This is a genomic window from Salmonella enterica subsp. arizonae (assembly GCF_008692845.1).
Lineage (GTDB): Bacteria > Pseudomonadota > Gammaproteobacteria > Enterobacterales > Enterobacteriaceae > Salmonella > Salmonella arizonae.
Window position 1 is genome coordinate 288,660 of the sequence record NZ_VXJW01000004.1, and the last position, 23,534, is coordinate 312,193.

Here is a 23,534-nt window from a genome sequence, read left to right on the forward strand (position 1 = left end):
TGGAAACGGATTATGTCGCATTTAGCGTTGCAACCGGGGTTTGACTTTCAGCAGGCAGGCAAAGAGGTCCTGGAGATTGAACGTGAAGGCCTGGCGGAGCTTGATCAATACATCAACCAGAATTTTACGCTGGCATGTGAAAAAATGTTCAACTGCACCGGAAAAGTGGTGGTGATGGGCATGGGTAAATCCGGTCATATCGGGCGAAAAATGGCCGCCACTTTCGCCAGCACCGGCACCTCTTCCTTTTTTGTGCATCCAGGTGAAGCCGCACACGGCGATTTGGGAATGGTGACGCCGCAAGATGTGGTTATCGCTATTTCCAATTCCGGCGAATCCAGCGAGATCGCGGCGCTAATACCGGTGCTGAAACGCATGCATGTACCGTTAATTTGCATTACCGGGCGACCGGAAAGCAGTATGGCGCGTGCGGCAGATGTGCATCTGTGTGTTAAAGTGCCTAAAGAAGCGTGTCCGTTAGGCCTGGCGCCCACCAGTAGCACCACCGCAACTCTGGTGATGGGCGACGCGCTCGCCGTGGCATTGTTAAAAGCGCGCGGCTTTACCGCCGAGGATTTCGCTCTGTCGCATCCTGGCGGCGCGCTGGGACGTAAGCTGCTGCTGCGCGTAAGCGATATTATGCATACTGGCGATGAGATCCCACATGTGAATAAACAAGCCAGCCTGCGTGATGCACTGTTAGAAATCACGCGTAAAAATCTCGGTATGACCGTCATTTGCGATGAATCCATGAAGATCGACGGTATCTTCACCGACGGCGATTTACGTCGCGTATTCGATATGGGCGGCGATATGCGCCAGTTGGGAATCGCCGATGTGATGACGCCAGGGGGCATTCGCGTGCGTCCCGGTATTCTTGCCGTCGATGCGCTGAACTTAATGCAGTCCCGCCATATCACCTCCGTACTGGTTGCTGATGGCGACCAGTTACTCGGTGTGTTACATATGCATGATCTCCTGCGTGCAGGCGTCGTGTAGAAACTCAAGGATAATTAACGATGAGTAAAGCTGGTGCGTCGCTTGCGACCTGTTATGGCCCTGTCAGCACCCATGTCATTACAAAGGCGGAGAATATCCGCCTGCTCATCCTGGATGTGGATGGCGTGTTGTCTGACGGCCTGATTTATATGGGCAATAACGGCGAAGAGCTGAAGGCTTTCAACGTTCGTGACGGCTATGGCATTCGCTGTGCTTTGACCTCGGATATCGAGGTTGCCATTATTACCGGACGAAAGGCTAAACTTGTAGAAGATCGCTGCGCTACGCTTGGGATCACCCATCTTTATCAGGGGCAGTCGAATAAACTGATCGCCTTTGGCGATTTGCTGGAAAAACTGGCCATTGCGCCGGAAAATGTCGCCTATGTCGGCGATGATCTGATTGACTGGCCGGTGATGGAAAAAGTGGGGTTAAGCGTTGCCGTTGCGGATGCGCATCCGCTGCTGATCCCCCGCGCAGACTATGTGACGCACATTACTGGCGGGCGCGGCGCAGTACGTGAGGTGTGCGATTTGCTGCTGCTGGCGCAGGGCAAGCTGGATGAGGCCAAAGGGCAATCTATATGAGTAAAACCAGACGTTGGGTTATCATTCTACTGTCGCTGGCCATTCTGGTACTGATTGGTATCAATCTGGCAGATAAAGACGATCCTGCCGCCGTGGTGGTCAATAGCAACGATCCCACGTATAAAAGCGAGCATACGGATACCGTCGTGTACAGTCCGGAAGGCGCGCTGAGCTATCGTCTGATCGCGCAGCACGTTGAATATTTTTCCGATCAGGCGGTCTCATGGTTTACGCAACCGGTATTAACCACCTTTGATAAGGATAAAGTGCCGACATGGTCGATCAAGGCCGATAAAGCCAAATTGACTAACGATCGGATGCTCTATCTGTATGGTCATGTTGAAGTCAACGCCCTGGTGCCTGACGCTCAATTACGCAGAATTACCACCGATAACGCGCAGATCAATCTGGTGACGCAAGATGTTACTTCGAACGATCTGGTGACGTTATATGGCACAACATTTAACTCCAGCGGACTGAAAATGCGCGGTAACTTACGCAGCAAGAACGCCGAGCTGATTGAAAAGGTTAGAACCTCTTATGAAATTCAAAACAAACAAACTCAGCCTTAATCTTATGCTGGCCGGCTCGCTTCTCGCCGCCAGCATTCCGGCATTCGCCGTCACAGGCGATACCGAGCAGCCTATTCATATTGATTCAGATCAACAGTCGCTGGATATGCAAGGCAACGTCGTAACCTTTACGGGCAACGTGGTGATGACCCAAGGTACGATTAAGATCAACGCCGATAAAGTCGTTGTTACCCGCCCAGGCGGCGAACAGGGGAAAGAGGTAATCGACGGTTACGGTAATCCGGCTACCTTTTACCAGATGCAGGACAACGGTAAACCGGTAAAAGGCCACGCTTCACATATGCATTACGAGCTGGCGAAAGATTTTGTGGTGCTGACCGGCAACGCCTACCTTGAGCAGTTGGACAGCAACATCAAGGGCGACAAGATCACCTACCTGGTGAAAGAGCAGAAAATGCAGGCGTTCAGCGATAAAGGCAAACGCGTCACCACTGTTCTGGTGCCGTCACAATTGCAAGACAAAAACAAAGGCCAGACTCCGGCGCAAAAGAAGAGTAACTAATTCGTTATGGCAACATTAACTGCAAAGAACCTGGCGAAGGCCTATAAAGGCCGTCGCGTAGTGGAAGATGTCAGTCTGACCGTCAATTCCGGGGAGATTGTCGGTCTGCTCGGTCCAAACGGCGCGGGTAAAACTACCACCTTTTATATGGTCGTCGGTATCGTGCCGCGTGACGCGGGCAATATCATCATCGACGATGAAGATATCAGTCTGCTGCCGCTGCACGCGCGCGCGCGCCGCGGTATCGGCTATTTGCCGCAGGAAGCCTCTATTTTCCGCCGTCTCAGCGTATTTGATAATCTGATGGCGGTACTGCAAATTCGTGACGATTTGACCGCAGAACAACGAGAAGACCGCGCCAACGAGCTGATGGAAGAGTTTCATATTGAGCATCTACGCGACAACATGGGACAGGCGCTGTCCGGTGGCGAACGCCGACGTGTAGAAATTGCCCGCGCGTTGGCCGCCAATCCAAAATTTATCCTGCTGGATGAACCCTTCGCCGGCGTTGACCCGATTTCCGTTATCGATATCAAACGCATTATCGAGCATCTGCGCGATAGCGGGCTCGGCGTGCTTATTACCGACCATAACGTCCGTGAAACGCTGGCAGTCTGTGAACGCGCCTATATCGTGAGTCAGGGCCACCTTATCGCCCACGGTACACCGACAGAAATCCTGCAAGACGAGCACGTTAAGCGTGTATATCTTGGGGAAGACTTCAGACTCTGATAGGGTAGAGGGCTATGCTGCTCTAGCGGGAGAAAACGACTCTGAATATGAAGCAAGGTTTGCAACTCAGGCTTAGCCAACAACTGGCGATGACGCCTCAGCTACAACAGGCCATTCGTCTGTTGCAGTTGTCTACGCTGGAACTTCAGCAGGAACTTCAGCAAGCGCTGGAAAATAACCCGCTGCTTGAGCAAACCGATCTTCATGACGAAATCGACACTCAGCAACCTCAGGATAACGATCCTCTTGATACCGCAGACGCGCTCGAACAAAAAGAGATGCCGGAAGAGCTGCCGCTTGACGCCAGTTGGGATGAAATTTACACCGCCGGTACGCCGTCCGGCCCCAGCGGCGATTATATCGACGATGAGTTGCCCGTCTATCAGGGCGAAACGACGCAGTCGTTGCAGGATTATCTGATGTGGCAAGTTGAGCTAACGCCCTTCTCGGACACCGATCGCGCCATTGCGACATCTATTGTCGATGCGGTGGATGATACCGGCTATCTTACCGTATCCCTGGATGACATTCGCGAGAGCATGGGTGATGAAGAGGTGGATCTTGATGAGGTCGAGGCCGTCCTGAAACGTATTCAGCGTTTTGATCCGGTGGGCGTCGCGGCGAAAGATCTTCGCGACTGTCTGCTGATCCAGCTCTCACAGTTCGATAAATCCACACCGTGGCTGGAAGAGGCGCGGCTCATTATCTGCGATCACCTTGATCTACTGGCCAACCACGATTTCCGCACATTGATGCGCGTTACGCGACTGAAAGAAGAGGAGCTGAAAGAGGCGGTAAACCTTATTCAGTCGCTCGATCCCAGACCTGGCCAGTCGATCCAGACCGGCGAGCCGGAGTACATTATCCCGGATGTGCTGGTACGCAAGCATAACGGCCGCTGGACGGTCGAGCTTAATGGAGACAGCATTCCTCGTTTACAGATTAACCAGCGCTATGCCGCCATGTGCAACAACGCGCGCAACGATGCCGACAGTCAGTTCATTCGCAGTAATTTACAGGATGCGAAGTGGCTGATAAAAAGTCTTGAAAGCCGCAACGACACGCTACTGCGTGTCAGCCGCTGCATCGTAGAGCAACAGCAAGCCTTTTTTGAACAGGGCGAAGAATATATGAAACCGATGGTACTGGCGGATATCGCCCAGGCCGTCGAAATGCATGAATCCACCATATCCCGCGTAACCACGCAGAAGTATCTGCACAGTCCACGCGGTATTTTTGAACTCAAATATTTCTTTTCCAGCCACGTCAATACCGAAGGCGGAGGCGAAGCCTCTTCCACCGCGATTCGCGCGCTGGTGAAGAAGTTAATTGCGGCGGAGAACCCCGCGAAACCACTGAGCGACAGCAAGTTAACCTCTCTGCTGTCAGAACAGGGTATCATGGTGGCGCGCCGCACTGTTGCGAAGTACCGAGAGTCTTTATCCATTCCGCCGTCAAACCAACGCAAACAACTGGTTTGACCCAACCGATAAGGAAGACACTATGCAGCTCAATATTACCGGACATAACGTCGAAATTACTGAACCCCTGCGTGAATTTGTTACGACGAAATTCGCCAAACTTGAACAGTATTTTGAGCGGATTAACCAGGTATACGTGGTGTTGAAAGTGGAGAAGGTCACGCACATCTCGGATGCGACGCTACACGTTAACGGCGGTGAAATTCACGCCAGCGCGGAAGGCCAGGATATGTATGCCGCCATTGACGGCTTGATTGATAAATTGGCAAGGCAGTTAACCAGGCACAAAGATAAACTGAAACAACACTAATTGTCCGGGCAGTTAGCCAGTGCAGGACGGCCTGTTGTGCGACACAACGGGCCATTTGTACAGTTAGCGCTCCGAACCTGGCCATCAACCTGACAGGACAGGTTCTTAGGTGAAATTATGATAAATAACGATACGACTCTACAACTGAGCAGTGTACTTAACCAGGAGTGTACGCGTAGCGGCGTTCACTGCCAGAGTAAAAAACGCGCGCTGGAAATCATCAGCGAACTGGCGGCAAAACAGCTCAGTTTACCTCCACAGGTCGTGTTTGAAGCCATTCTGATACGCGAAAAAATGGGCAGTACCGGTATTGGCAATGGTATCGCCATCCCGCACGGGAAACTGGAAGAGGATACCTTACGCGCCGTCGGCGTGTTCGTTCAGCTCGAAACGCCTATCGCGTTCGACGCTATCGACAACCAGCCGGTCGATCTCCTCTTCGCCCTCCTGGTACCAGCCGATCAGACTAAAACGCATCTGCATACGCTGTCGCTGGTTGCGAAGCGTTTGGCGGATAAAACGATCTGCCGCCGCCTGCGCGCGGCGCTGAATGACGAAGAGCTGTATCAAATCATTACTGACACCGAAGGTGAGCAGAATGAGGCATAACAACTCAATGGCATTTCTTCCTGTCGTTGTGAGGAGAAACGGTACATGGTACTGATGATCGTCAGCGGGCGTTCCGGGTCAGGTAAATCTGTCGCTCTGCGCGCGCTGGAAGATATGGGTTTTTACTGCGTGGATAACCTTCCCGTCGTGCTGTTGCCCGATCTGGCGCGAACGCTGGCCGATCGCCAGATTTCTGCCGCAGTCAGCATTGATGTGCGCAATATGCCTGAATCACCTGAGATTTTTGAACAGGCGATGAATAACCTGCCTGACGCATTCTCGCCGCAATTGCTGTTTCTTGACGCCGACCGCAATACCTTGATTCGACGCTACAGCGACACGCGTCGTCTTCATCCGCTTTCCAGCAAAAATCTCTCTTTAGAGAGTGCGATCGATAAAGAGAGCGACCTGCTGGAGCCGTTACGCTCGCGTGCGGATCTGATCGTCGATACCTCAGAAATGTCCGTCCATGAGCTGGCGGAGATGCTGCGTACCCGGCTGTTGGGCAAACGCGAACGCGAACTGACGATGGTATTTGAGTCCTTCGGCTTTAAACACGGCATCCCGATTGATGCAGACTATGTATTCGACGTTCGCTTCCTGCCCAACCCGCACTGGGACCCAAAACTGCGCCCGATGACCGGGCTCGATAAGCCAGTAGCCGCGTTTCTTGACCGACACACAGAAGTGCACAATTTTATCTATCAGACTCGCAGCTATCTTGAGCTATGGTTACCTATGCTGGAGACCAACAACCGCAGCTACCTTACCGTCGCTATTGGCTGTACCGGCGGGAAACACCGTTCGGTGTATATTGCAGAACAGTTGGCAGACTACTTCCGCTCACGCGGTAAAAACGTCCAGTCTCGCCATCGCACGCTGGAAAAACGCAAAACATGACCGTAAAGCAAACTGTTGAAATCACCAATAAGCTGGGCATGCATGCCCGGCCTGCCATGAAGCTTTTCGAACTGATGCAGGGTTTTGACGCCGAGGTGCTATTACGCAATGACGAAGGCACTGAAGCGGAAGCGAACAGCGTCATCGCGCTGTTAATGCTCGATTCCGCCAAAGGACGCCAGATAGAAATTGAAGCCACCGGCCCGCAAGAAGTTGAAGCGCTGGCGGCGGTTATCGCTCTATTCAACTCCGGCTTCGACGAAGATTAAACCTCCCCTGTCTATTCCGTATTTCCCCCCCCCCTCAACGACACCCCGGCATTTGATGACGGTCCAGGCGTGTTACGTCTGCCGGCCGCCCCTCTGCCCTCTCTTCCGTAAAATTTGTACATTTCGTGCGCTTTACCTATGCATAAAAACATTAAGAAAACCTTAAAAAATTTCGTTTAGGTTTTATTTAAATTCTTTGTCCATACTAAATTTATGTGCATAAATTTAGTATGGACTTGCCATGATCCCCTTATCAGAACAGACTCCGCTGGGCGCTGGACGACATCGTAAATGTTATGCGCACCCGGATAATGCCCGGCGCTGCATAAAAGTTATTTACAACCGTAACCACGGCGGCGATAAAGAGATTCGGCGTGAACTGAGCTACTATTCGCACCTGTCCCGCTACTTGGCGGACTGGAGCGCTATCCCTCGTTACTACGGCACGGTGAAAACCGATTGCGGTATCGGCTATGTCTACGACATGATTACCGATTTCAACGGCGCGCCGTCTATCACCCTGACCGAGTTCGCCGCGTTATGCCGTTATGAAGAGGATGTCGCCGTCCTGCGGCAGCTACTGAAAAAACTGAAACATTACCTGCTCGATAACCATATTGTGACGATGTCGCTGAAGCCGCAAAACGTGCTGTGCCAGCGTATCAGCGAGTCAGAAGTGGTTCCTGTGGTTTGCGACAATCTGGGTGAAAGTACCTTTATCCCGCTGGCGACCTGGTCAAAATGGTGTTGCGAACGCAAACTGGAGAGAGTGTGGCAACGGTTTATCGCCCAGCCTGAGTTGGCCCTTGCCCTGGAAAAGGGTGCGCAGCCAAAAGACAATAAAGGACTAGCACTCACTTCTCGCGAAGCTTAATTGCCTGACGGCGCTGCGCTTATCAGCCCTGGACGATACGGATCATAGGTCGGATAAGGCGGTTACGCCGCCATCCGGCAAAATCAATAAAGCTGGTTGCGCGTCATAAAAGATTCCCCGCCCAACTGGCGCATCTGGCGCAATATCCACGACTGTCGACTGCGCACATAGCCGGAAGGCGCATCAGCCTTATAGCGTAACGGATTTGGCAATACGGCCGCCAGCAGCGCGGCTTCGGTCATATTTAAGCGGCTGGCGGGCTTATTGAAATAACGCCTGGCCGCGGCCTCCACGCCAAAAATACCGTCGCCAAACTCCGCGATATTCAGATAAACCGTGAGGATGCGCTTTTTGCTCCAGACGGTTTCAATGCCCAGCGTCAGTCCGGCCTCCAGACCTTTACGCACCCAACTGCGTCCATCCCATAAAAAGAGATTTTTCACCGTTTGCTGCGAAAGCGTAGAGGCGCCGCGAATACGGCTCTCATTCCGCTCATTGTGCGCCAGCGCTTTTTCAATCGCCAGGACATCAAAACCCCAGTGTTCAGGGAACTTCTGGTCTTCCGCCGCCATCACCGCTAGCCCCATCCACGGCGAGATATCCTCCATGCTGACCCAGTCAGAATGCGCCACATAACTGAATTCTCCGCTCAGCCAGGCGCTAATCTGCCGTTCCGCCATCACCGCCGAAAAAGGCACTGGTACCACGCTAAACAGCGCGATACCGCCGCCCCAGAAGACGACTAGCGCGACAAGAGTGCGAAAAAGAAGGCGGCGCAGAAACGTTAACGGCGCGAGGCGTCGTTTACTCATTCCGCCAGAACCAGCACGCGCGACACTAATTTATCAATGCCGCTTGCCGCTTGGGCAATATCCTGCGCCAGCATATATGCAGGGGTAGTCACGACCTTGTTATCTTCATCCACAACGATATCATCAACCGGACAAGGTACGTGTTCGGCTCCCATCTCTTCGAGCACTTCAGCGGTATCAATATCCGTCCCTATCGTCAGACGTAGCGGGAAGTCAAAGATTTTCGGCAACATTGCGGGCGCAATACAGATGAATCCCAGCGGTTTGCCGCTCTTGTGCATAGCCTTCGCCAGCGCGACTAAATCGCTATCCACCCGGCATTCGCTCCCCTGGATGGCGAAATTACTCAGGTTCTTCGCCGCGCCGAAACCACCTGGTACAATGAGCGCATCCAGTTCCTCTGGCTGTGCCTGGGCCAGGGGACGAATCTCGCCCCGCGTAATACGCGCCGCCTCAACCAGGACGTTACGCGTTTCCGCCATCGCTTCGCCGGTCAGGTGATTAATGACAACCGCTTGTTGTTTATCCGGCGCAAAGCAGACAGCCTGCGCGCCGCTACGGGCAATGGCCAACAGCGTCAGAACGGCCTCATGAATTTCGGCGCCGTCATAGACGCCGCATCCGCTAAGCACTACGCCAATTTTTTTCATGGTGAACATCCTCCTGCAATCGACTCAAGCCCATTAATAACTTTGATTAAAATGCTACGCTTCACACATTTAAATGATTAATGTAACAAATCATTTAGGATTTGCTATCTTAACTGCGTGCGGCCTGAAAATAGGGCTGCGCCTTTTACATCATCATAATAAGCACGGCGCAGCCATAATTTCCCTGGTGTTGGCGCAGTATTCGCGCACCCCGGTCAAACCGGGGTCATTTTTTTTCCGCGCTTGCTACCCAGGCTTTCAGCACCGCGACATCGTGCTGCCACTCCTGCTTCATCTCTTCAATCCACTCCGCAACGTTATCTTCCCAGGCGGGAAGATCCGGCGACTGGATTTGCTGACCAAGCTGTTGCAGATGACGCAGCCCTACCGAACCGGCGGCGCCTTTAATCTTATGCCCTTCCTCAACGACGCCTTTTTTGTCACGCGCCGTCAGATTGGACTCCAGCACGCTTAAATAGCCAGGCATCATTTTTTCAAACACCGCGAGACCGTCGGTAATCAATTTAGGCCCGACCAGCTCGATGTACTGTTCCAGCATCGGGATATCCAGCAGCGCTTGCGCTTTATCGCTCTCCTCAGGCGTTACGGTACTCTCCTCTTTATCGGTGGCATCCCAGAATTTTTTAATCATCGCGGTTAAGGCCGGTACCGACAACGGCTTACTCAGTACATCGTCCATTCCAGCATCCAGATACTCTTTTTTATCTTTCAGAACGTTCGCCGTGAGCGCCACTAACGGCGGCAGATCTTCCCGCATGTGGCGACGGGTCAGTTCTCTGGCGATGTCCAGGCCCGTCATATCCGGTAGCTGAATATCCAGTAAGACCAAATCGTATTCGCCCGGCGCGAACATCTCCAGCGCCGCCTTGCCGGTCATCGCGACATCCACGCTGTTCCCCAGTTTTTCCAGCACCGAACGCGCCACAATCACGTTCAGCTCAATATCTTCGACCAGCAGAACATGCAGCGCGGGCAGCGGCATGTCGTCTTCCTCGAAGGCGTCCTCCACCTCTTCCGCCACCGCTGGCGCATGAACCGTTAGCGTAAAGGTCGATCCTTTGCCCGGCAGGCTGGAAACGGTAATATCGCCGCCCATATTTTTCGCCAGCCGACGGGAGACCGCCAGCCCGATACCAGTACCCGTCGCCGGTTTACCGCCATGACTGTCTTTCACCTGATAATACATGGCGAAAATTTTATCTTGCTCATCCTGCGGAATGCCGATCCCGGAGTCTTCTACTTCAAAGTGCAGCATGTCGCCTTCATCATAGCGCGCCCGCACCGTAACCTGGCCCTGCTGGGTAAACTTCACCGCGTTGCTGATCAGGTTCCACAGAATCTGGCGCAAACGCGTCCCGTCGGTAATGACCTTGTGCGGTAGCGGCAGGGTCGGCTCAAGCACAAAACGTAGCCCTTTTTGCTGTGCCTGCAAACCGGAAAGGTTTTCCAGATCGGCCATAAAGCTGGTGAAATCAATCGGTTGGTTATCAAGCTGGACCTTACGCCGCTCCATTTTGTCCATATCAATGATATCATTGAAAATATTGCCTAACGTCACGGCGGAAACATGGATCGTCTTGAGATATTTTTCCTGTTCGGCGGTGAGATCGGTATCCAGCAAGATGCGGCTTAAACCAACGATGCCGTTAAGCGGGGTGCGCAGTTCATGACTGATCGTAGAGATAAAGGTGGTCTTGTCGCGGCTGGCGCGTTCAAGCGCGTCCTGATAACGCTTGCGCTCGGTAATATCACGGCCAAATCCCATCAGGCCATGACGCTTACCGACACGATCGTAATAAGGCACTTTACGAATTTCAAAGCAGGCTTTTCGCCCGTCCGGATAGTCCAACCACTGTTCGTAGGTCAGGGAGACGTTATGGCGGAATACTTTTTCATCGGTTTCAATAACTTTCTCCGCCGCTTCGGGAGAGTACACATCTTCCGGCTTCAAATGCACTAACTGTTTTTCGCTCTTGCCGGTGAGCAATTCCATTGCTCGGTTACAGCCGGAAAACTCTTTATCCTCATTACGATAAAAAACCAAATCCGGCGAGGCATCCAGAAATGAGCGCAGAAAAGAGGATTGCTGTTCAAGCTGAATCTGCGCTTCTTCACGCTCTTTAATTTCTACTTTTAGCTGCTCAAATGTTTCGTGCAGCTCCGCTTCCGCTTTTTCGCGATCGGCAATTTCTTGATTAAGTTGGGCAATATTGTCCTTCAACTGTACGTTAAGCTTGAGATCGCGCTCGCGCATTTCCTCCAGCTTTTGCACCAGACGCGACAGCCGCTGCCTTGACTCTTCCAATTGTTCAACGACAACCGATAAGAAATAGACTGCCCAGGGCGTAATTAACAGGCCAAAGAAGATGGAGCGGATGACGTCAATACTTTCAACCTGGCCATGCAATACCATTGTCACAGCCATCTGCACGACAATCGCCAGTACCACCAGCGCCAGCGCCAGGAGCATGGAAAAGCGCACCAGACCCAATTTCATCATCAGGTCTACATAGTATTGCGCCAGCATACGAATTTGCTTCATAGAGGATTCCTTCACCACAACTCCGCACATAATACCCAATTATGGGAACCGCGTTGAATATTGTGCGAAATATGCGTAGCGCCCCTCATCGCGCTACACTATGGGTGGGCTCCAGGGACGAGCCAGCGCAGAGCCCTGCACGCCATGCTCATTCAGGTATTTGTCCAGCTCAACCATCCCCGTCCAGCGATTCTCGCACCACAGCGGGGCGAGCAGCGTCGGGCGGCGCGCGCTGGCGGAAATCCGGTGATAAATCACCTCCGGCGGCGTATGGCGAATCATCTCTCCTGCCGTCAGCGTGTAGTCATCCAGCGCAATGCCGCTCAGTCGCCCCGCCTCCCAGGCTTTCGCCATAATACTGCCTTTGACGATATGCAGCGGATGCAGTTTAATGCCATCCACGCCCGTCTCCACGACGCGAGCCAGCGTTTGCAAACATTCACTCTGTCCTTCGCCCGGCAGCCCCACAATCAGATGCGCGCACACTTTCAGCCCCCGCTCACGAGCAAGCCGGGTAGTGCGCTGATAGCAGGCGAAGTCATGCCCGCGATTAATACGGCGCAACGTTTTATCGTGCGCGGTTTGCAGTCCCAGTTCCAGCCACACTTCGTAGCCCTGATCTTTATATTCACACAGTAAATCTACTACCGCCTGCGGAACGCAATCCGGACGCGTACCGACGCATAAACCGACGATACTGGCCTGACTGACGGCCTGTTGATACATGGAACGCAGCACCTGCACTTCTGCAAAGGTACTGGTGTAGGCCTGGAAATAGGCCAGATAGCGTTTAGCGCGGTTTACCAGATGCGCCTGATGCGCAAGCTGCTCGGCAATCGAATGATGCTGCTGCGCCTCATCGGCAAAAGAGGCGACATTACAGAAGGTGCAGCCGCCGCGCCCGATGGTGCCGTCGCGATTAGGGCAGCTAAAACCGCCATGAAGCGTCAGCTTATGCACCTTTTGCCCATACCGACGTAAAAGATCCCCGCCAAACATATTGACTAATCTCTGTAACTGCATAATCTGATAGACCGCCTCTTAAAAAGAGGCCAAAGCCTGCCATTTTTAGCCTCTCCTGGCGATGACCTGGATCAATCGCCCTGGAAGGCTTTTATTTATTGCATAATCAAGCAATATAAACGATATTTCATTCATAAAATCGGCGATAATTTTTTCTGATACTTTCCTCTTTTTTCCACGTCTGAAGGCCCGTTGATAAAAACAGTAGCATTAAATGCCGCTTATACTTAAACCAGCATAAAATGCTAAGATTTTTAGAAAATCAAGGTCAGATAAGACCTGACCAGCGGCTCTTATAGTGAGACAGATCACAGACTTTCTGCCGCTCCGCGTTGGTCACCTGCTATAAAAACCCTTTTAATTTCAATGCATTCAAAAAGTTATCCGTGCTATAGCACATTTTTGCATAAATCAGTTTGCCATTTGACCTGTGTGTGGATTCCCGATAAGTTGGGAATCCGCTGGAAGCTTTCTGGATGAGCCGTCTGCTCATCATATTTATGCAGTAATTGAGATTCCCTCTTAACCGTATTTACCAATGCGAAAAGGACACAAAGAGGGCGAATGCGAGGTAAGCGTATGATACGCCAGCCCCGTCGCCATGCTCTTGCTGTGCCCGCGCGCCATCGGTTGGGAGAGCGTCCCGTAGAGCCTGGGGAGGTTCACTGATATGTTGTACGATAAATCCCTTGAGAAGGATAACTGTGGTTTCGGCCTGATCGCCCACATAGAAGGCGAACCTAGCCACAAGGTAGTGCGTACCGCCATACACGCGCTGGCCCGTATGCAGCACCGTGGCGCGATCCTTGCCGACGGTAAAACTGGCGACGGTTGCGGCTTGCTATTACAAAAACCCGACCGTTTCTTCCGCATTGTTGCGCAGGAACACGGCTGGCGCTTAGCCAAAAACTACGCTGTCGGCATGATCTTTCTGAACAAAGATCCTGAAATGGCCGCCGCGTCACGCCATATTGTCGAAGAAGAATTACAACAGGAAACCCTGTCAATTGTCGGCTGGCGCGATGTGCCAACCAATGAAGGCGTGCTCGGCGAAATCGCCATCTCCTCCCTGCCGCGTATTGAGCAGATTTTTGTCAACGCCCCGGCAGGCTGGCGTCCGCGCGATATGGAGCGTCGTCTGTTTATCGCCCGCCGTCGCATTGAAAAACGCTTGCAGGACGACAAAGACTTCTATGTGTGCAGCTTGTCGAACCTGGTCAACATCTATAAAGGTTTGTGTATGCCGGCAGATCTGCCGCGCTTCTACCTGGATCTCGCAGATCTGCGTCTTGAGTCAGCTATCTGTCTGTTCCACCAGCGTTTTTCCACTAACACCGTGCCACGCTGGCCGCTGGCGCAGCCGTTCCGCTACCTGGCGCATAATGGCGAGATTAACACCATTACCGGCAACCGCCAGTGGGCGCGCGCCCGTACCTATAAATTCCAGACGCCGCTGATCCCGGATTTGCAGTCCGCCGCGCCGTTTGTTAACGAAACCGGCTCAGATTCCAGCTCGCTGGACAACATGCTGGAACTGCTGCTGGCAGGCGGGATGGATATCATCCGCGCCATGCGCCTGTTGGTGCCGCCCGCCTGGCAGAATAACCCGGATATGGACCCGGATCTGCGCGCCTTCTTCGACTTTAACTCCATGCACATGGAGCCGTGGGACGGCCCGGCAGGCATCGTAATGTCCGACGGGCGTTTCGCCGCCTGCAACCTCGACCGTAACGGCCTGCGGCCGGCACGCTATGTCATCACCAAAGATAAGCTGATCACCTGCGCTTCTGAAGTCGGCATCTGGGACTATCAGCCGGACGAAGTGGTCGAGAAGGGCCGCGTCGGTCCCGGCGAACTGATGGTAATTGACACCCGCGGCGGGCGTATCCTGCATTCCGCGGAAACCGATGACGATCTGAAAAGCCGCCATCCGTATAAAGCATGGATGGAAAAGAACGTCCGCCGTCTGGTGCCCTTTGAAGATCTGCCGGATGAGGAGGTGGGCAGCCGCGAACTGGACGACGACCTGCTTGCCAGCTATCAGAAACAGTTTAACTACAGCGCCGAAGAGCTGGATTCCGTTATCCGCGTGTTGGGCGAAAACGGCCAGGAAGCCGTCGGCTCAATGGGCGACGATACCCCATTTGCCGTGCTCTCCAGCCAGCCGCGTATTATTTATGACTACTTCCGCCAGCAGTTCGCGCAGGTGACTAACCCACCTATCGACCCGCTACGTGAAGCGCATGTCATGTCGCTGGCCACCAGCATCGGTCGCGAGATGAACGTCTTCTGCGAAGCGGAAGGTCAGGCCCATCGCCTGAGTTTTAAATCGCCGATTCTGCTGTACTCTGATTTCAAACAGCTCACCACCATGGCCGAGCATCACTACCGCGCCGACCGGCTTGACATTACCTTTGACGTCACCGAAACCACACTGGACGCGACGGTCAAGGCGCTGTGCGATAAAGCGGAACAGATGGTGCGCAACGGCACCGTACTGCTGGTCCTCTCGGATCGCAATATTGGTAGGAATCGCCTACCGGTACCCGCGCCGATGGCGGTGGGCGCGGTGCAGACGCGTCTGGTAGAACAAAGTCTGCGCTGCGACGCCAACATCATCGTAGAAACCGCAAGCGCCCGCGATCCGCACCACTTTGCGGTGCTGCTGGGCTTTGGCGCAACGGCCATCTATCCGTACCTGGCCTACGAAACGCTGGGCCGTCTGATTGATACCCAGGCCATCGCCAAAAACTACCGTACCGTGATGCAGAACTACCGTAACGGCATCAATAAAGGTCTGTATAAGATCATGTCCAAAATGGGCATCTCGACCATCGCCTCCTACCGCTGTTCCAAACTGTTTGAAGCGGTCGGCCTGCACGATGATGTCGTGAATCTGTGTTTCCAGGGCGTGGTCAGCCGCATCGGCGGCGCAAGCTTTGATGACTTCCAGCAGGATCTGCTGAATCTCTCCAAACGCGCCTGGCTGGCGCGCAAACCAATTAGCCCCGGCGGCCTGCTGAAGTATGTCCACGGCGGCGAATATCACGCCTATAACCCGGACGTGGTGCGCACCCTGCAACAGGCGGTACAGAGCGGCGAATACCGTGATTACCAGCAATATGCGAGACTGGTTAACGAACGCCCGGCGGCCACGCTGCGCGATCTGCTGGCGATAAATCCAAACGGCGACGCGGTCGCTATTGACGAGGTTGAACCCGCCAGTGAGCTGTTTAAACGTTTTGACACCGCCGCGATGTCTATCGGCGCGTTAAGTCCGGAAGCGCACGAAGCGCTGGCGGAAGCGATGAACTGCCTCGGCGGCAACTCCAACTCCGGTGAAGGCGGCGAAGATCCGGCGCGCTACGGCACTAATAAAGTGTCGCGTATCAAACAGGTGGCCTCCGGTCGCTTTGGCGTGACGCCGGCTTACCTCGTTAACGCCGATGTAATTCAGATTAAAGTCGCTCAGGGCGCGAAGCCGGGCGAAGGCGGTCAGTTGCCGGGTGATAAAGTAACGCCGTATATCGCCAAACTGCGCTATTCAGTGCCGGGCGTGACGCTGATCTCGCCGCCGCCGCACCACGATATTTACTCTATCGAAGATTTAGCGCAGCTAATTTTCGACTTAAAACAGGTCAACCCGAAAGCGATGATCTCCGTAAAGCTGGTCTCAGAACCGGGCGTCGGCACCATCGCGACCGGTGTGGCGAAAGCCTATGCGGATCTTATCACCATCGCCGGTTACGACGGCGGCACTGGCGCCAGCCCGCTGTCATCGGTGAAATACGCAGGTTGTCCGTGGGAACTTGGCTTGGTGGAAACCCAGCAGGCGCTGGTCGCTAACGGGCTACGTCACAAAATTCGTTTGCAAGTGGACGGCGGCCTGAAAACCGGCGTCGACATCATTAAAGCGGCGATTCTCGGCGCGGAAAGTTTCGGCTTCGGCACCGGCCCGATGGTGGCGCTGGGCTGTAAATACCTGCGTATCTGCCATCTGAACAACTGCGCAACCGGCGTCGCGACGCAGGATGAAAAATTGCGTAAGAACCACTATCACGGTCTGCCGTTCAAAGTGACCAATTACTTTGAATTTATCGCCCACGAAGTGCGTGAGTTAATGGCTGAACTGGGCGTCACCCGCCTGGTCGATCTGATTGGCCGCACCGACCTGCTCAAGGAACTGGACGGATTTACCGCTAAACAGCAGAAGCTGGCGCTGTCTCGTCTGCTGGAAACTGCTGAACCTCATCCAGGCAAAGCGCTGTACTGCACCGAGAATAACCCGCCGTTTGATAACGGCGTGCTGAATGCGCAACTGTTGCAGCAGGCAAAGCCATTTGTCGATGCGCGCCAGAGCAAAACCTTCTGGTTCGATATTCGCAACACCGATCGTTCTGTCGGCGCGTCGCTGTCCGGTTATATCGCACAGACGCACGGCGATCAGGGGCTGGCCGCCGATCCGATTAAAGCGTACTTCAGCGGTACCGCAGGCCAGAGCTTTGGCGTGTGGAACGCGGGCGGCGTGGAGCTATATCTGACCGGCGATGCCAACGACTATGTCGGTAAAGGCATGGCGGGCGGTCTGATCGCCATCAAACCACCGGTAGGCTCAGCGTTCCTCAGCCATAAAGCCAGTATCATTGGCAATACCTGTCTGTACGGGGCGACCGGTGGTCGTCTGTATGCGGCAGGCCGCGCGGGCGAGCGTTTCGGCGTGCGTAACTCCGGGGCGATTACCGTCGTAGAAGGCATCGGCGACAACGGCTGTGAATACATGACCGGCGGTATCGTCTGCGTGCTGGGTAAAACCGGCGTTAACTTTGGCGCGGGGATGACCGGCGGCTTCGCCTACGTGCTGGACGAAGACGGCGAATTCCGTAAACGCGTAAACCCGGAACTGGTGGAAGTGCTGGACGTCGACTCACTGGCTATCCACGAAGAACATCTGCGCGGCCTGATCACCGAGCACGTACAGCATACTGGTTCGCCGCGCGGCGAAGAGATCCTGTCCAGATGGTCAAGTTTCTCAACCCAATTCGCGTTAGTTAAGCCAAAGTCCAGCGATGTCAAAGCCCTGCTGGGCCACCGTAGTCGTAGCGCGGCAGAATTGCGCGTGCAGGCGCAGTAAGGAATTGAAATGAGCCAGAATGTTTATCAATTTATCGACCTGCAGCGCGTTGATCCGCCGAAGAAACCGCTGAAGATCCGTAAGATCGAGTTTGTTGAAATCTACGAACCGTTTTCTGAAGGTCAGGCGAAAGCCCAGGCGGATCGCTGCTTGTCTTGCGGTAATCCATACTGCGAGTGGAAATGCCCGGTACATAACTACATCCCGAACTGGCTGAAACTGGCTAACGAAGGACGTATTTTTGAGGCGGCTGAGCTATCGCACCAGACTAACACTCTACCGGAAGTGTGCGGCCGCGTCTGTCCGCAGGACCGTCTGTGCGAAGGTTCCTGTACGTTGCACGATGAGTTCGGCGCGGTGACGATCGGCAATATCGAACGTTATATCAATGATAAAGCGTTTGAGATGGGCTGGCGCCCGGATATGACCGGCGTGCGCCAGACCGACAAACGGGTAGCGATTATCGGCGCGGGTCCGGCAGGGCTGGCGTGCGCAGACGTGCTAACCCGCAATGGCGTGAAGGCGGTGGTGTTCGACCGCCACCCGGAAATCGGCGGCCTGCTGACCTTCGGTATTCCAGCGTTCAAACTGGAAAAAGAGGTAATGACCCGCCGCCGTGAAATTTTCACTGGCATGGGTATTGAGTTCAAACTCAATGTCGAAGTGGGCCGTGACATCCAGCTTGACGATCTGTTGAAAGAGTACGACGCGGTATTCCTCGGCGTCGGCACTTACCAGTCCATGCGCGGCGGGCTGGAAAATGAAGACGCGGACGGCGTTTTCGCTGCCCTGCCGTTCCTTATCGGCAATACGAAGCAGATCATGGGGTTTGGCGAAACCAGCGACGAGCCATATGTCAGCATGGAAGGTAAACGCGTGGTGGTGCTGGGCGGTGGCGATACCGCAATGGACTGCGTACGTACTTCCATACGTCAGGGCGCAACGCACGTGACCTGCGCTTATCGTCGTGATGAGGAAAACATGCCGGGTTCCAGACGCGAAGTGAAAAACGCGCGCGAGGAAGGGGTCGAATTTCAGTTCAACGTTCAGCCACTGGGCATTGAAGTCAATGCAAACGGCAAAGTTAACGGCGTAAAAATGGTGCGCACTGAAATGGGCGAACCGGACGCCAAAGGCCGTCGGCGGGCGGAGATCGTCGCAGGTTCCGAGCATGTGATCCCGGCTGATGCGGTGGTCATGGCGTTTGGTTTTCGTCCACACAACATGGAATGGCTGGCGAAACACAGCGTGGAGCTGGACTCGCAGGGACGAATTATCGCGCCGGAACGCAGCGATAATGCTTTCCAGACCAGCAACCCGAAAATCTTCGCCGGTGGCGACATCGTGCGCGGTTCCGATCTGGTGGTGACGGCGATTGCCGAAGGCCGTAAAGCGGCTGACGGGATTATGAACTACCTCGAAGTGTAACCCTTCCGGCCCCCCGGTTGATGCCTTGTGCTGATGACTGGGGAGCCGATATTCCTCTCCTCAACATCTCTCCTGCCGGTTCTGGAAACCCGCTCGTAAATCGAGATGTAATGCCATGTAAAATCCGTTCATGAATTGATCCGTTTATGCCTAAAGCGTATTGATAGCGTTCTAATTTCACAATGAAACTATCACGTAAGGGATGACATGACGAATCCAACTTTAGCGCCACAGTCTGATGAATATCAGCAAATTCATGACGGCATTATTCGCCTGGTCGATACGGCACGTACCGAGACCGTGCGCAGCATCAATGCCATTATGACTGCCACTTACTGGGAAATTGGCCGACGCATTGTCGAATTTGAACAGGGGGGAGAAGCGCGAGCGGCCTATGGTACTCAGCTTATCGAACGATTATCGGTAGATTTAAGTCAGCGCTATAAGCGCGGTTTTTCCACCAGAAACCTATGGCAAATTCGTACATTTTATCTTTTTTTCAACATATTGAAATTCCGCAGACACTGTCTGCGGAATCTTCAAATCTCATACCGCTCGCCAAAACATTCCCTCTTCCCTGGTCAGCTTATGTGCGTCTGCTGTCGGTGAAAGATAACGATGCCCGCACTTTTTACGAGAAAGAGACGCTACGTAACGGCTGGTCCGTACGGCAGCTCGACAGGCAAATCGCCACTCAATTTTACGAACGGACACTGCTGTCATCTGACAAATTGTCCATGCTGCAGCAGGACGCGCCCGCCGTCCCTGAGGGCTTACCCGAGCATTCTCTTCGCGATCCTTTTATTCTGGAATTTCTCGATCTAAAGGATGAGTATTCGGAATCTGACCTTGAAGAAGCACTGCTCAACCACCTGATGGACTTTATGCTGGAACTGGGCGACGATTTCGCCTTCGTGGGGCGTCAGCGCCGCTTACGGATTGACGATAGCTGGTTCCGCATTGATCTTCTATTTTTCCACCGCAAATTGCGCTGCCTGTTGGTGGTTGACCTGAAAGTAGGCAAATTCAGCTATAGCGATGCCGGGCAAATGAATATGTACCTGAACTATGCAAAAGAACACTGGACGATGCCGGGAGAAAACCCGCCCGTGGGATTGATTCTGTGTGCAGAAAAAGGCGCTGGCGAAGCTTACTATGCCCTGAACGGCTTGCCGAATACCGTGATGGCGAGTGAATACAAAGTGCAGCTACCTGATGAAAAGCTGCTGGCTGATGAACTTGTGCGCTCACAAAACCTGTTGGAGACGCGCAAATCATGATGCCAGAGGCCGCCAGATTATCTTCAAATAACTTAGATATCGCCTTTCGACGACGCCCTATGTAAATCCGTACGTAAACGTTTGCATTCACCAAAAAAATGTATATCATGCGGCGGATTTTTTGGCCAAATTTCAAGGAGGCGTTGTGTCGCAAGACAACAATTATAGCCAGGGGCCAGTTCCCCAGGCCGCGCGGAAAGGCGTGATTCCACTGACGTTTGTCATGCTGGGTTTAACGTTTTTTTCCGCCAGTATGTGGACCGGAGGGACGCTCGGCACCGGCCTTTCCTATCAAGATTTCTTTCTGGCTGTTCTCTTCGGTAATCTCCTTCTCGGTATCTACACTGCATTTCTTGGCTATATCGGCGCAAAAACTGGACTCTCAACCCACCTTCTTGCTCGTTACTCCTTTGGCGTTAAAGGTTCATGGCTTCCCTCGCTGCTATTGGGCGGTACTCAAGTGGGCTGGTTTGGCGTTGGCGTAGCAATGTTTTCCATTCCGGTCAGTAAAGCAACGGGGATTGATGCCAATATCCTGATTGCCGTTTCGGGCCTGCTGATGACCCTGACCATCTTTTTCGGCATCTCGGCGCTGACTATTTTGTCTATTATTGCCGTGCCCGCCATTGTCATTCTGGGTAGCTACTCCGTCTGGCTGGCCGTCAGCGGCGTGGGCGGGCTGGAACATTTAAAGACAATAGTGCCGCAGACGCCGCTTGATTTTTCAAGCGCGCTGGCGCTGGTGGTGGGATCGTTTATCAGCGCTGGTACGCTGACCGCCGACTTCGTCCGCTTCGGGCGTCATGCCAAAAGCGCCGTACTGATTGCGATGGTCGCTTTTTTCCTCGGCAACTCGCTGATGTTTATCTTTGGCGCGGCAGGCGCTGCCGCCGTCGGCCAGGCGGATATCTCTGACGTCATGATAGCGCAGGGATTGCTGTTGCCCGCGATTGTGGTTCTCGGCCTGAATATCTGGACCACCAACGACAACGCGTTGTACGCATCGGGTCTGGGTTTCGCCAATATTACCGGTCTTTCCAGCCGCACGCTGTCGGTGGTTAACGGTATTATCGGTACCGTGTGCGCGTTATGGCTTTACAATAATTTTGTTGGCTGGCTGACGTTTCTGTCATCCGCGATCCCGCCCATCGGCGGGGTGATTATTGCCGACTATCTGTTGAACCGCCGCCGCTATGCCGACTTTAACACCGCGCGCTTTATTCCCGTTAACTGGATTGCTATTCTTTCCGTTGCGTCAGGCATCGCCGCCGGACATTATGTTCCTGGTATTGTGCCCGTCAATGCCGTACTCGGCGGCGTTTTCAGCTATATCCTGTTGAATCCACTTTGCAACCGCAGCTTTGCTAAATCCCCGGAGATCGGCCATGCAGAATAATTCCCTCACCATCCGTCAGGCGCGCCTGCAGGGGCGCGAAGGATTGTGGCAGCTCACGATTGAAAACGGTCGCTTTCGTCGTATTGAACCGCAGGAAACAGCCCCGTTAGCGCAAGGCGAAGCGCTGGATGCCGAAAGTGGGCTGCTCATCCCGCCGTTTGTTGAGCCGCATATTCACCTCGACACCACGCAGACCGCAGGCGAACCAAGCTGGAATCAGTCAGGGACTCTGTTTGAAGGAATTGAACGCTGGGCCGAGCGTAAAGCGATGCTTACCCACGAAGACGTAAAGTCTCGCGCGATGCAAACCCTCAAGTGGCAGATGGCTAACGGCATCCAGTACGTTCGTACCCATGTTGACGTTTCCGACCCAACGCTTACCGCGCTGAAAGCAATGCTGGAAGTGAAGCAGGAGGTCGCTCCGTGGGTGGATATGCAAATCGTGGCGTTTCCCCAGGAGGGCATCCTCTCTTATCCCAACGGCGAAGCGCTGTTAGAAGAGGCCCTACGTTTAGGGGCCGACGTCATTGGCGCGATTCCCCACTTCGAATTTACGCGTGAATATGGCGTTGAATCACTGCATAAAATTTTCGCCCTGGCACAGAAATACGACAGGCTGATCGATGTCCACTGTGATGAAATTGATGATGAGCAATCGCGCTTTGTTGAAACCGTCGCGGCTCTGGCTCATCGCGACGCAATGGGCGCACGCGTCACCGCCAGCCATACCACCGCAATGCACTCCTATAACGGCGCCTACGCTTCACGCCTGTTCCGCCTGTTGAAGATGTCAGGGATAAACTTTGTTGCTAACCCGCTGGTGAACATTCACTTGCAAGGACGGTTTGACACCTACCCTAAGCGCCGCGGCGTAACACGCGTTAAAGAGATGCTGGAGGCGGGCATTAACGTCTGCTTTGGACATGATGACGTTTTCGATCCGTGGTATCCGTTGGGCACCGCCAATATGCTGCAGGTGCTACACATGGGGTTACACGTTTGCCAACTGATGGGATACGGGCAAATCAATGATGGGCTGAATCTGATCACCACCCACAGCGCGAAAACTCTGCATTTACAGGACTACGGCCTGAGCGTTGGGAATTCTGCAAACCTGGTTATCTTACCGGCAGAAAATGGATTCGACGCGGTTCGTCGCCAGACGTCTGCCCGTTACTCGATTCGCCACGGGCGGATTATTGCCGAGACGGTGCCAAGCCAGACAACGTTGCACCTGAGCCAGCCGGAAGCAGTGACGTTTAAGCGCTAACCGGGCGACTCCTGTCGGATAGCGACATCCACGCTATCCGACACATTCACAACGAGGCCCCGAGTTTATATTTCATCCAGAATGTACTGAAAACGACAGGAGGATGAGAACTGCCCGCTGCGATT

The 23,534-nt window shown here is 53.7% G+C and carries 19 protein-coding genes and 1 pseudogene; 16 read left to right on the plus strand and 4 right to left on the minus strand.

Features of this window, described 5'->3' with window-relative positions:
• The first annotated feature begins 12 nt into the window (after nucleotides 1–12).
• The 11 genes from kdsD to yrbL all read left to right on the plus strand — a co-directional run bounded on the left by kdsD (nucleotide 13) and on the right by yrbL (nucleotide 7,856).
• Nucleotides 13–999 carry an arabinose-5-phosphate isomerase KdsD gene (gene kdsD / locus F4V61_RS10470; RefSeq protein WP_000018623.1) on the plus strand — a complete coding sequence of 329 codons (987 nt, stop codon included), beginning with the start codon at nucleotides 13–15 and terminating at the stop codon, nucleotides 997–999.
• A 20-nt stretch (nucleotides 1,000–1,019) separates the two neighbouring features.
• Nucleotides 1,020–1,586, plus strand: a complete 567-nt coding sequence (gene kdsC / locus F4V61_RS10475) for a 3-deoxy-manno-octulosonate-8-phosphatase KdsC (RefSeq protein WP_000030024.1) — start codon at nucleotides 1,020–1,022, stop codon at nucleotides 1,584–1,586.
• Nucleotides 1,583–2,158, plus strand: coding sequence for an LPS export ABC transporter periplasmic protein LptC (gene lptC / locus F4V61_RS10480; protein ID WP_000047848.1), 576 nt, complete (start codon nucleotides 1,583–1,585; stop codon nucleotides 2,156–2,158). Before kdsC ends, lptC begins: the two co-directional genes overlap by 4 nt.
• On the plus strand, nucleotides 2,127–2,681 hold the full coding sequence (lptA, locus tag F4V61_RS10485; RefSeq protein ID WP_000669766.1) for a lipopolysaccharide ABC transporter substrate-binding protein LptA: 555 nt from the start codon (nucleotides 2,127–2,129) through the stop codon (nucleotides 2,679–2,681). The genes lptC and lptA overlap by 32 nt, the downstream gene beginning before the upstream one ends.
• A gap of 6 nt (nucleotides 2,682–2,687) precedes the next feature.
• On the plus strand, nucleotides 2,688–3,413 hold the full coding sequence (gene lptB / locus F4V61_RS10490) for an LPS export ABC transporter ATP-binding protein (RefSeq protein WP_079799049.1): 726 nt from the start codon (nucleotides 2,688–2,690) through the stop codon (nucleotides 3,411–3,413).
• Nucleotides 3,414–3,460: 47 nt separating this feature from the next.
• Complete coding sequence (gene rpoN / locus F4V61_RS10495) at nucleotides 3,461–4,894, plus strand: RNA polymerase factor sigma-54 (RefSeq protein WP_000809016.1); 1,434 nt, start codon at nucleotides 3,461–3,463, stop codon at nucleotides 4,892–4,894.
• Nucleotides 4,895–4,916: 22 nt separating this feature from the next.
• Entirely contained in the window at nucleotides 4,917–5,204 is a 288-nt protein-coding gene (gene hpf, locus F4V61_RS10500) for a ribosome hibernation promoting factor (protein WP_001176592.1), read from the plus strand.
• 117 nt (nucleotides 5,205–5,321) lie between these two features.
• On the plus strand, nucleotides 5,322–5,813 hold the full coding sequence (gene ptsN / locus F4V61_RS10505) for a PTS IIA-like nitrogen regulatory protein PtsN (RefSeq protein ID WP_000609330.1): 492 nt from the start codon (nucleotides 5,322–5,324) through the stop codon (nucleotides 5,811–5,813).
• 45 nt (nucleotides 5,814–5,858) lie between these two features.
• Nucleotides 5,859–6,713, plus strand: coding sequence for an RNase adapter RapZ (rapZ, locus tag F4V61_RS10510; RefSeq protein WP_000243747.1), 855 nt, complete (start codon nucleotides 5,859–5,861; stop codon nucleotides 6,711–6,713).
• Nucleotides 6,710–6,982: a PTS phosphocarrier protein NPr gene (npr, locus tag F4V61_RS10515; protein ID WP_000216790.1), complete on the plus strand. Its 273-nt coding sequence runs from the start codon at nucleotides 6,710–6,712 to the stop codon at nucleotides 6,980–6,982. Before rapZ ends, npr begins: the two co-directional genes overlap by 4 nt.
• A gap of 241 nt (nucleotides 6,983–7,223) precedes the next feature.
• Nucleotides 7,224–7,856, plus strand: coding sequence for a PhoP regulatory network protein YrbL (gene yrbL, locus F4V61_RS10520; protein WP_000612655.1), 633 nt, complete (start codon nucleotides 7,224–7,226; stop codon nucleotides 7,854–7,856).
• An 83-nt stretch (nucleotides 7,857–7,939) separates the two neighbouring features.
• Here the strand turns inward: yrbL and mtgA are convergent, their stop codons facing one another.
• The 4 genes from mtgA to F4V61_RS10540 all read right to left on the minus strand — a co-directional run bounded on the left by mtgA (nucleotide 7,940) and on the right by F4V61_RS10540 (nucleotide 12,904).
• A complete protein-coding gene (gene mtgA, locus F4V61_RS10525; protein WP_079781834.1) occupies nucleotides 7,940–8,668 on the minus strand; it encodes a monofunctional biosynthetic peptidoglycan transglycosylase in 729 nt (242 codons plus the stop codon).
• Complete coding sequence (gene elbB / locus F4V61_RS10530; protein ID WP_058819661.1) at nucleotides 8,665–9,318, minus strand: isoprenoid biosynthesis glyoxalase ElbB; 654 nt, start codon at nucleotides 9,316–9,318, stop codon at nucleotides 8,665–8,667. The genes mtgA and elbB overlap by 4 nt, the downstream gene beginning before the upstream one ends.
• 226 nt (nucleotides 9,319–9,544) lie before the next feature.
• A complete protein-coding gene (arcB, locus tag F4V61_RS10535) occupies nucleotides 9,545–11,881 on the minus strand; it encodes an aerobic respiration two-component sensor histidine kinase ArcB (RefSeq protein ID WP_000809806.1) in 2,337 nt (778 codons plus the stop codon).
• 93 nt (nucleotides 11,882–11,974) lie between these two features.
• Nucleotides 11,975–12,904 carry a TIGR01212 family radical SAM protein gene (locus tag F4V61_RS10540; RefSeq protein WP_058345470.1) on the minus strand — a complete coding sequence of 310 codons (930 nt, stop codon included), beginning with the start codon at nucleotides 12,902–12,904 and terminating at the stop codon, nucleotides 11,975–11,977.
• A gap of 670 nt (nucleotides 12,905–13,574) precedes the next feature.
• On the opposite strand from F4V61_RS10540, the gene gltB reads away from it, so the two are divergent.
• The 5 genes and pseudogenes from gltB (at nucleotide 13,575) to F4V61_RS10565 (ending at nucleotide 23,409) form a co-directional block, all read left to right on the plus strand.
• Entirely contained in the window at nucleotides 13,575–18,035 is a 4,461-nt protein-coding gene (gltB, locus tag F4V61_RS10545; RefSeq protein ID WP_058345471.1) for a glutamate synthase large subunit, read from the plus strand.
• A gap of 9 nt (nucleotides 18,036–18,044) precedes the next feature.
• Nucleotides 18,045–19,463, plus strand: a complete 1,419-nt coding sequence (gene gltD / locus F4V61_RS10550) for a glutamate synthase subunit GltD (protein WP_079828530.1) — start codon at nucleotides 18,045–18,047, stop codon at nucleotides 19,461–19,463.
• Between the two features lie 207 nt (nucleotides 19,464–19,670).
• Nucleotides 19,671–20,743, plus strand: a pseudogene (locus F4V61_RS10555) (PDDEXK nuclease domain-containing protein).
• Between the two features lie 145 nt (nucleotides 20,744–20,888).
• Nucleotides 20,889–22,139 (plus strand): cytosine permease, encoded by a 1,251-nt coding sequence (codB, locus tag F4V61_RS10560; RefSeq protein WP_079828532.1) that lies wholly within the window; start codon nucleotides 20,889–20,891, stop codon nucleotides 22,137–22,139.
• Complete coding sequence (locus F4V61_RS10565) at nucleotides 22,129–23,409, plus strand: cytosine deaminase (RefSeq protein WP_038397544.1); 1,281 nt, start codon at nucleotides 22,129–22,131, stop codon at nucleotides 23,407–23,409. The genes codB and F4V61_RS10565 overlap by 11 nt, the downstream gene beginning before the upstream one ends.
• Nucleotides 23,410–23,534 lie beyond the last annotated feature (125 nt).

Bases quoted from the DNA above. Each gene is read 5' to 3' on its own strand.
- F4V61_RS10540 (WP_058345470.1), bottom strand. From the start codon at position 12,904: ATGCAGTTACAGAGATTAGTCAATATGTTTGGCGGGGATCTTTTACGT.
- yrbL (WP_000612655.1), top strand. From the start codon at position 7,224: ATGATCCCCTTATCAGAACAGACTCCGCTGGGCGCTGGACGACATCGT.
- lptB (WP_079799049.1), top strand. From the start codon at position 2,688: ATGGCAACATTAACTGCAAAGAACCTGGCGAAGGCCTATAAAGGCCGT.
- elbB (WP_058819661.1), bottom strand. From the start codon at position 9,318: ATGAAAAAAATTGGCGTAGTGCTTAGCGGATGCGGCGTCTATGACGGC.
- rpoN (WP_000809016.1), top strand. From the start codon at position 3,461: ATGAAGCAAGGTTTGCAACTCAGGCTTAGCCAACAACTGGCGATGACG.
- gltB (WP_058345471.1), top strand. From the start codon at position 13,575: ATGTTGTACGATAAATCCCTTGAGAAGGATAACTGTGGTTTCGGCCTG.
- ptsN (WP_000609330.1), top strand. From the start codon at position 5,322: ATGATAAATAACGATACGACTCTACAACTGAGCAGTGTACTTAACCAG.
- gltD (WP_079828530.1), top strand. From the start codon at position 18,045: ATGAGCCAGAATGTTTATCAATTTATCGACCTGCAGCGCGTTGATCCG.
- lptC (WP_000047848.1), top strand. From the start codon at position 1,583: ATGAGTAAAACCAGACGTTGGGTTATCATTCTACTGTCGCTGGCCATT.
- arcB (WP_000809806.1), bottom strand. From the start codon at position 11,881: ATGAAGCAAATTCGTATGCTGGCGCAATACTATGTAGACCTGATGATG.
- npr (WP_000216790.1), top strand. From the start codon at position 6,710: ATGACCGTAAAGCAAACTGTTGAAATCACCAATAAGCTGGGCATGCAT.
- hpf (WP_001176592.1), top strand. From the start codon at position 4,917: ATGCAGCTCAATATTACCGGACATAACGTCGAAATTACTGAACCCCTG.
- kdsC (WP_000030024.1), top strand. From the start codon at position 1,020: ATGAGTAAAGCTGGTGCGTCGCTTGCGACCTGTTATGGCCCTGTCAGC.
- rapZ (WP_000243747.1), top strand. From the start codon at position 5,859: ATGGTACTGATGATCGTCAGCGGGCGTTCCGGGTCAGGTAAATCTGTC.
- kdsD (WP_000018623.1), top strand. From the start codon at position 13: ATGTCGCATTTAGCGTTGCAACCGGGGTTTGACTTTCAGCAGGCAGGC.
- mtgA (WP_079781834.1), bottom strand. From the start codon at position 8,668: ATGAGTAAACGACGCCTCGCGCCGTTAACGTTTCTGCGCCGCCTTCTT.
- lptA (WP_000669766.1), top strand. From the start codon at position 2,127: ATGAAATTCAAAACAAACAAACTCAGCCTTAATCTTATGCTGGCCGGC.
- F4V61_RS10565 (WP_038397544.1), top strand. From the start codon at position 22,129: ATGCAGAATAATTCCCTCACCATCCGTCAGGCGCGCCTGCAGGGGCGC.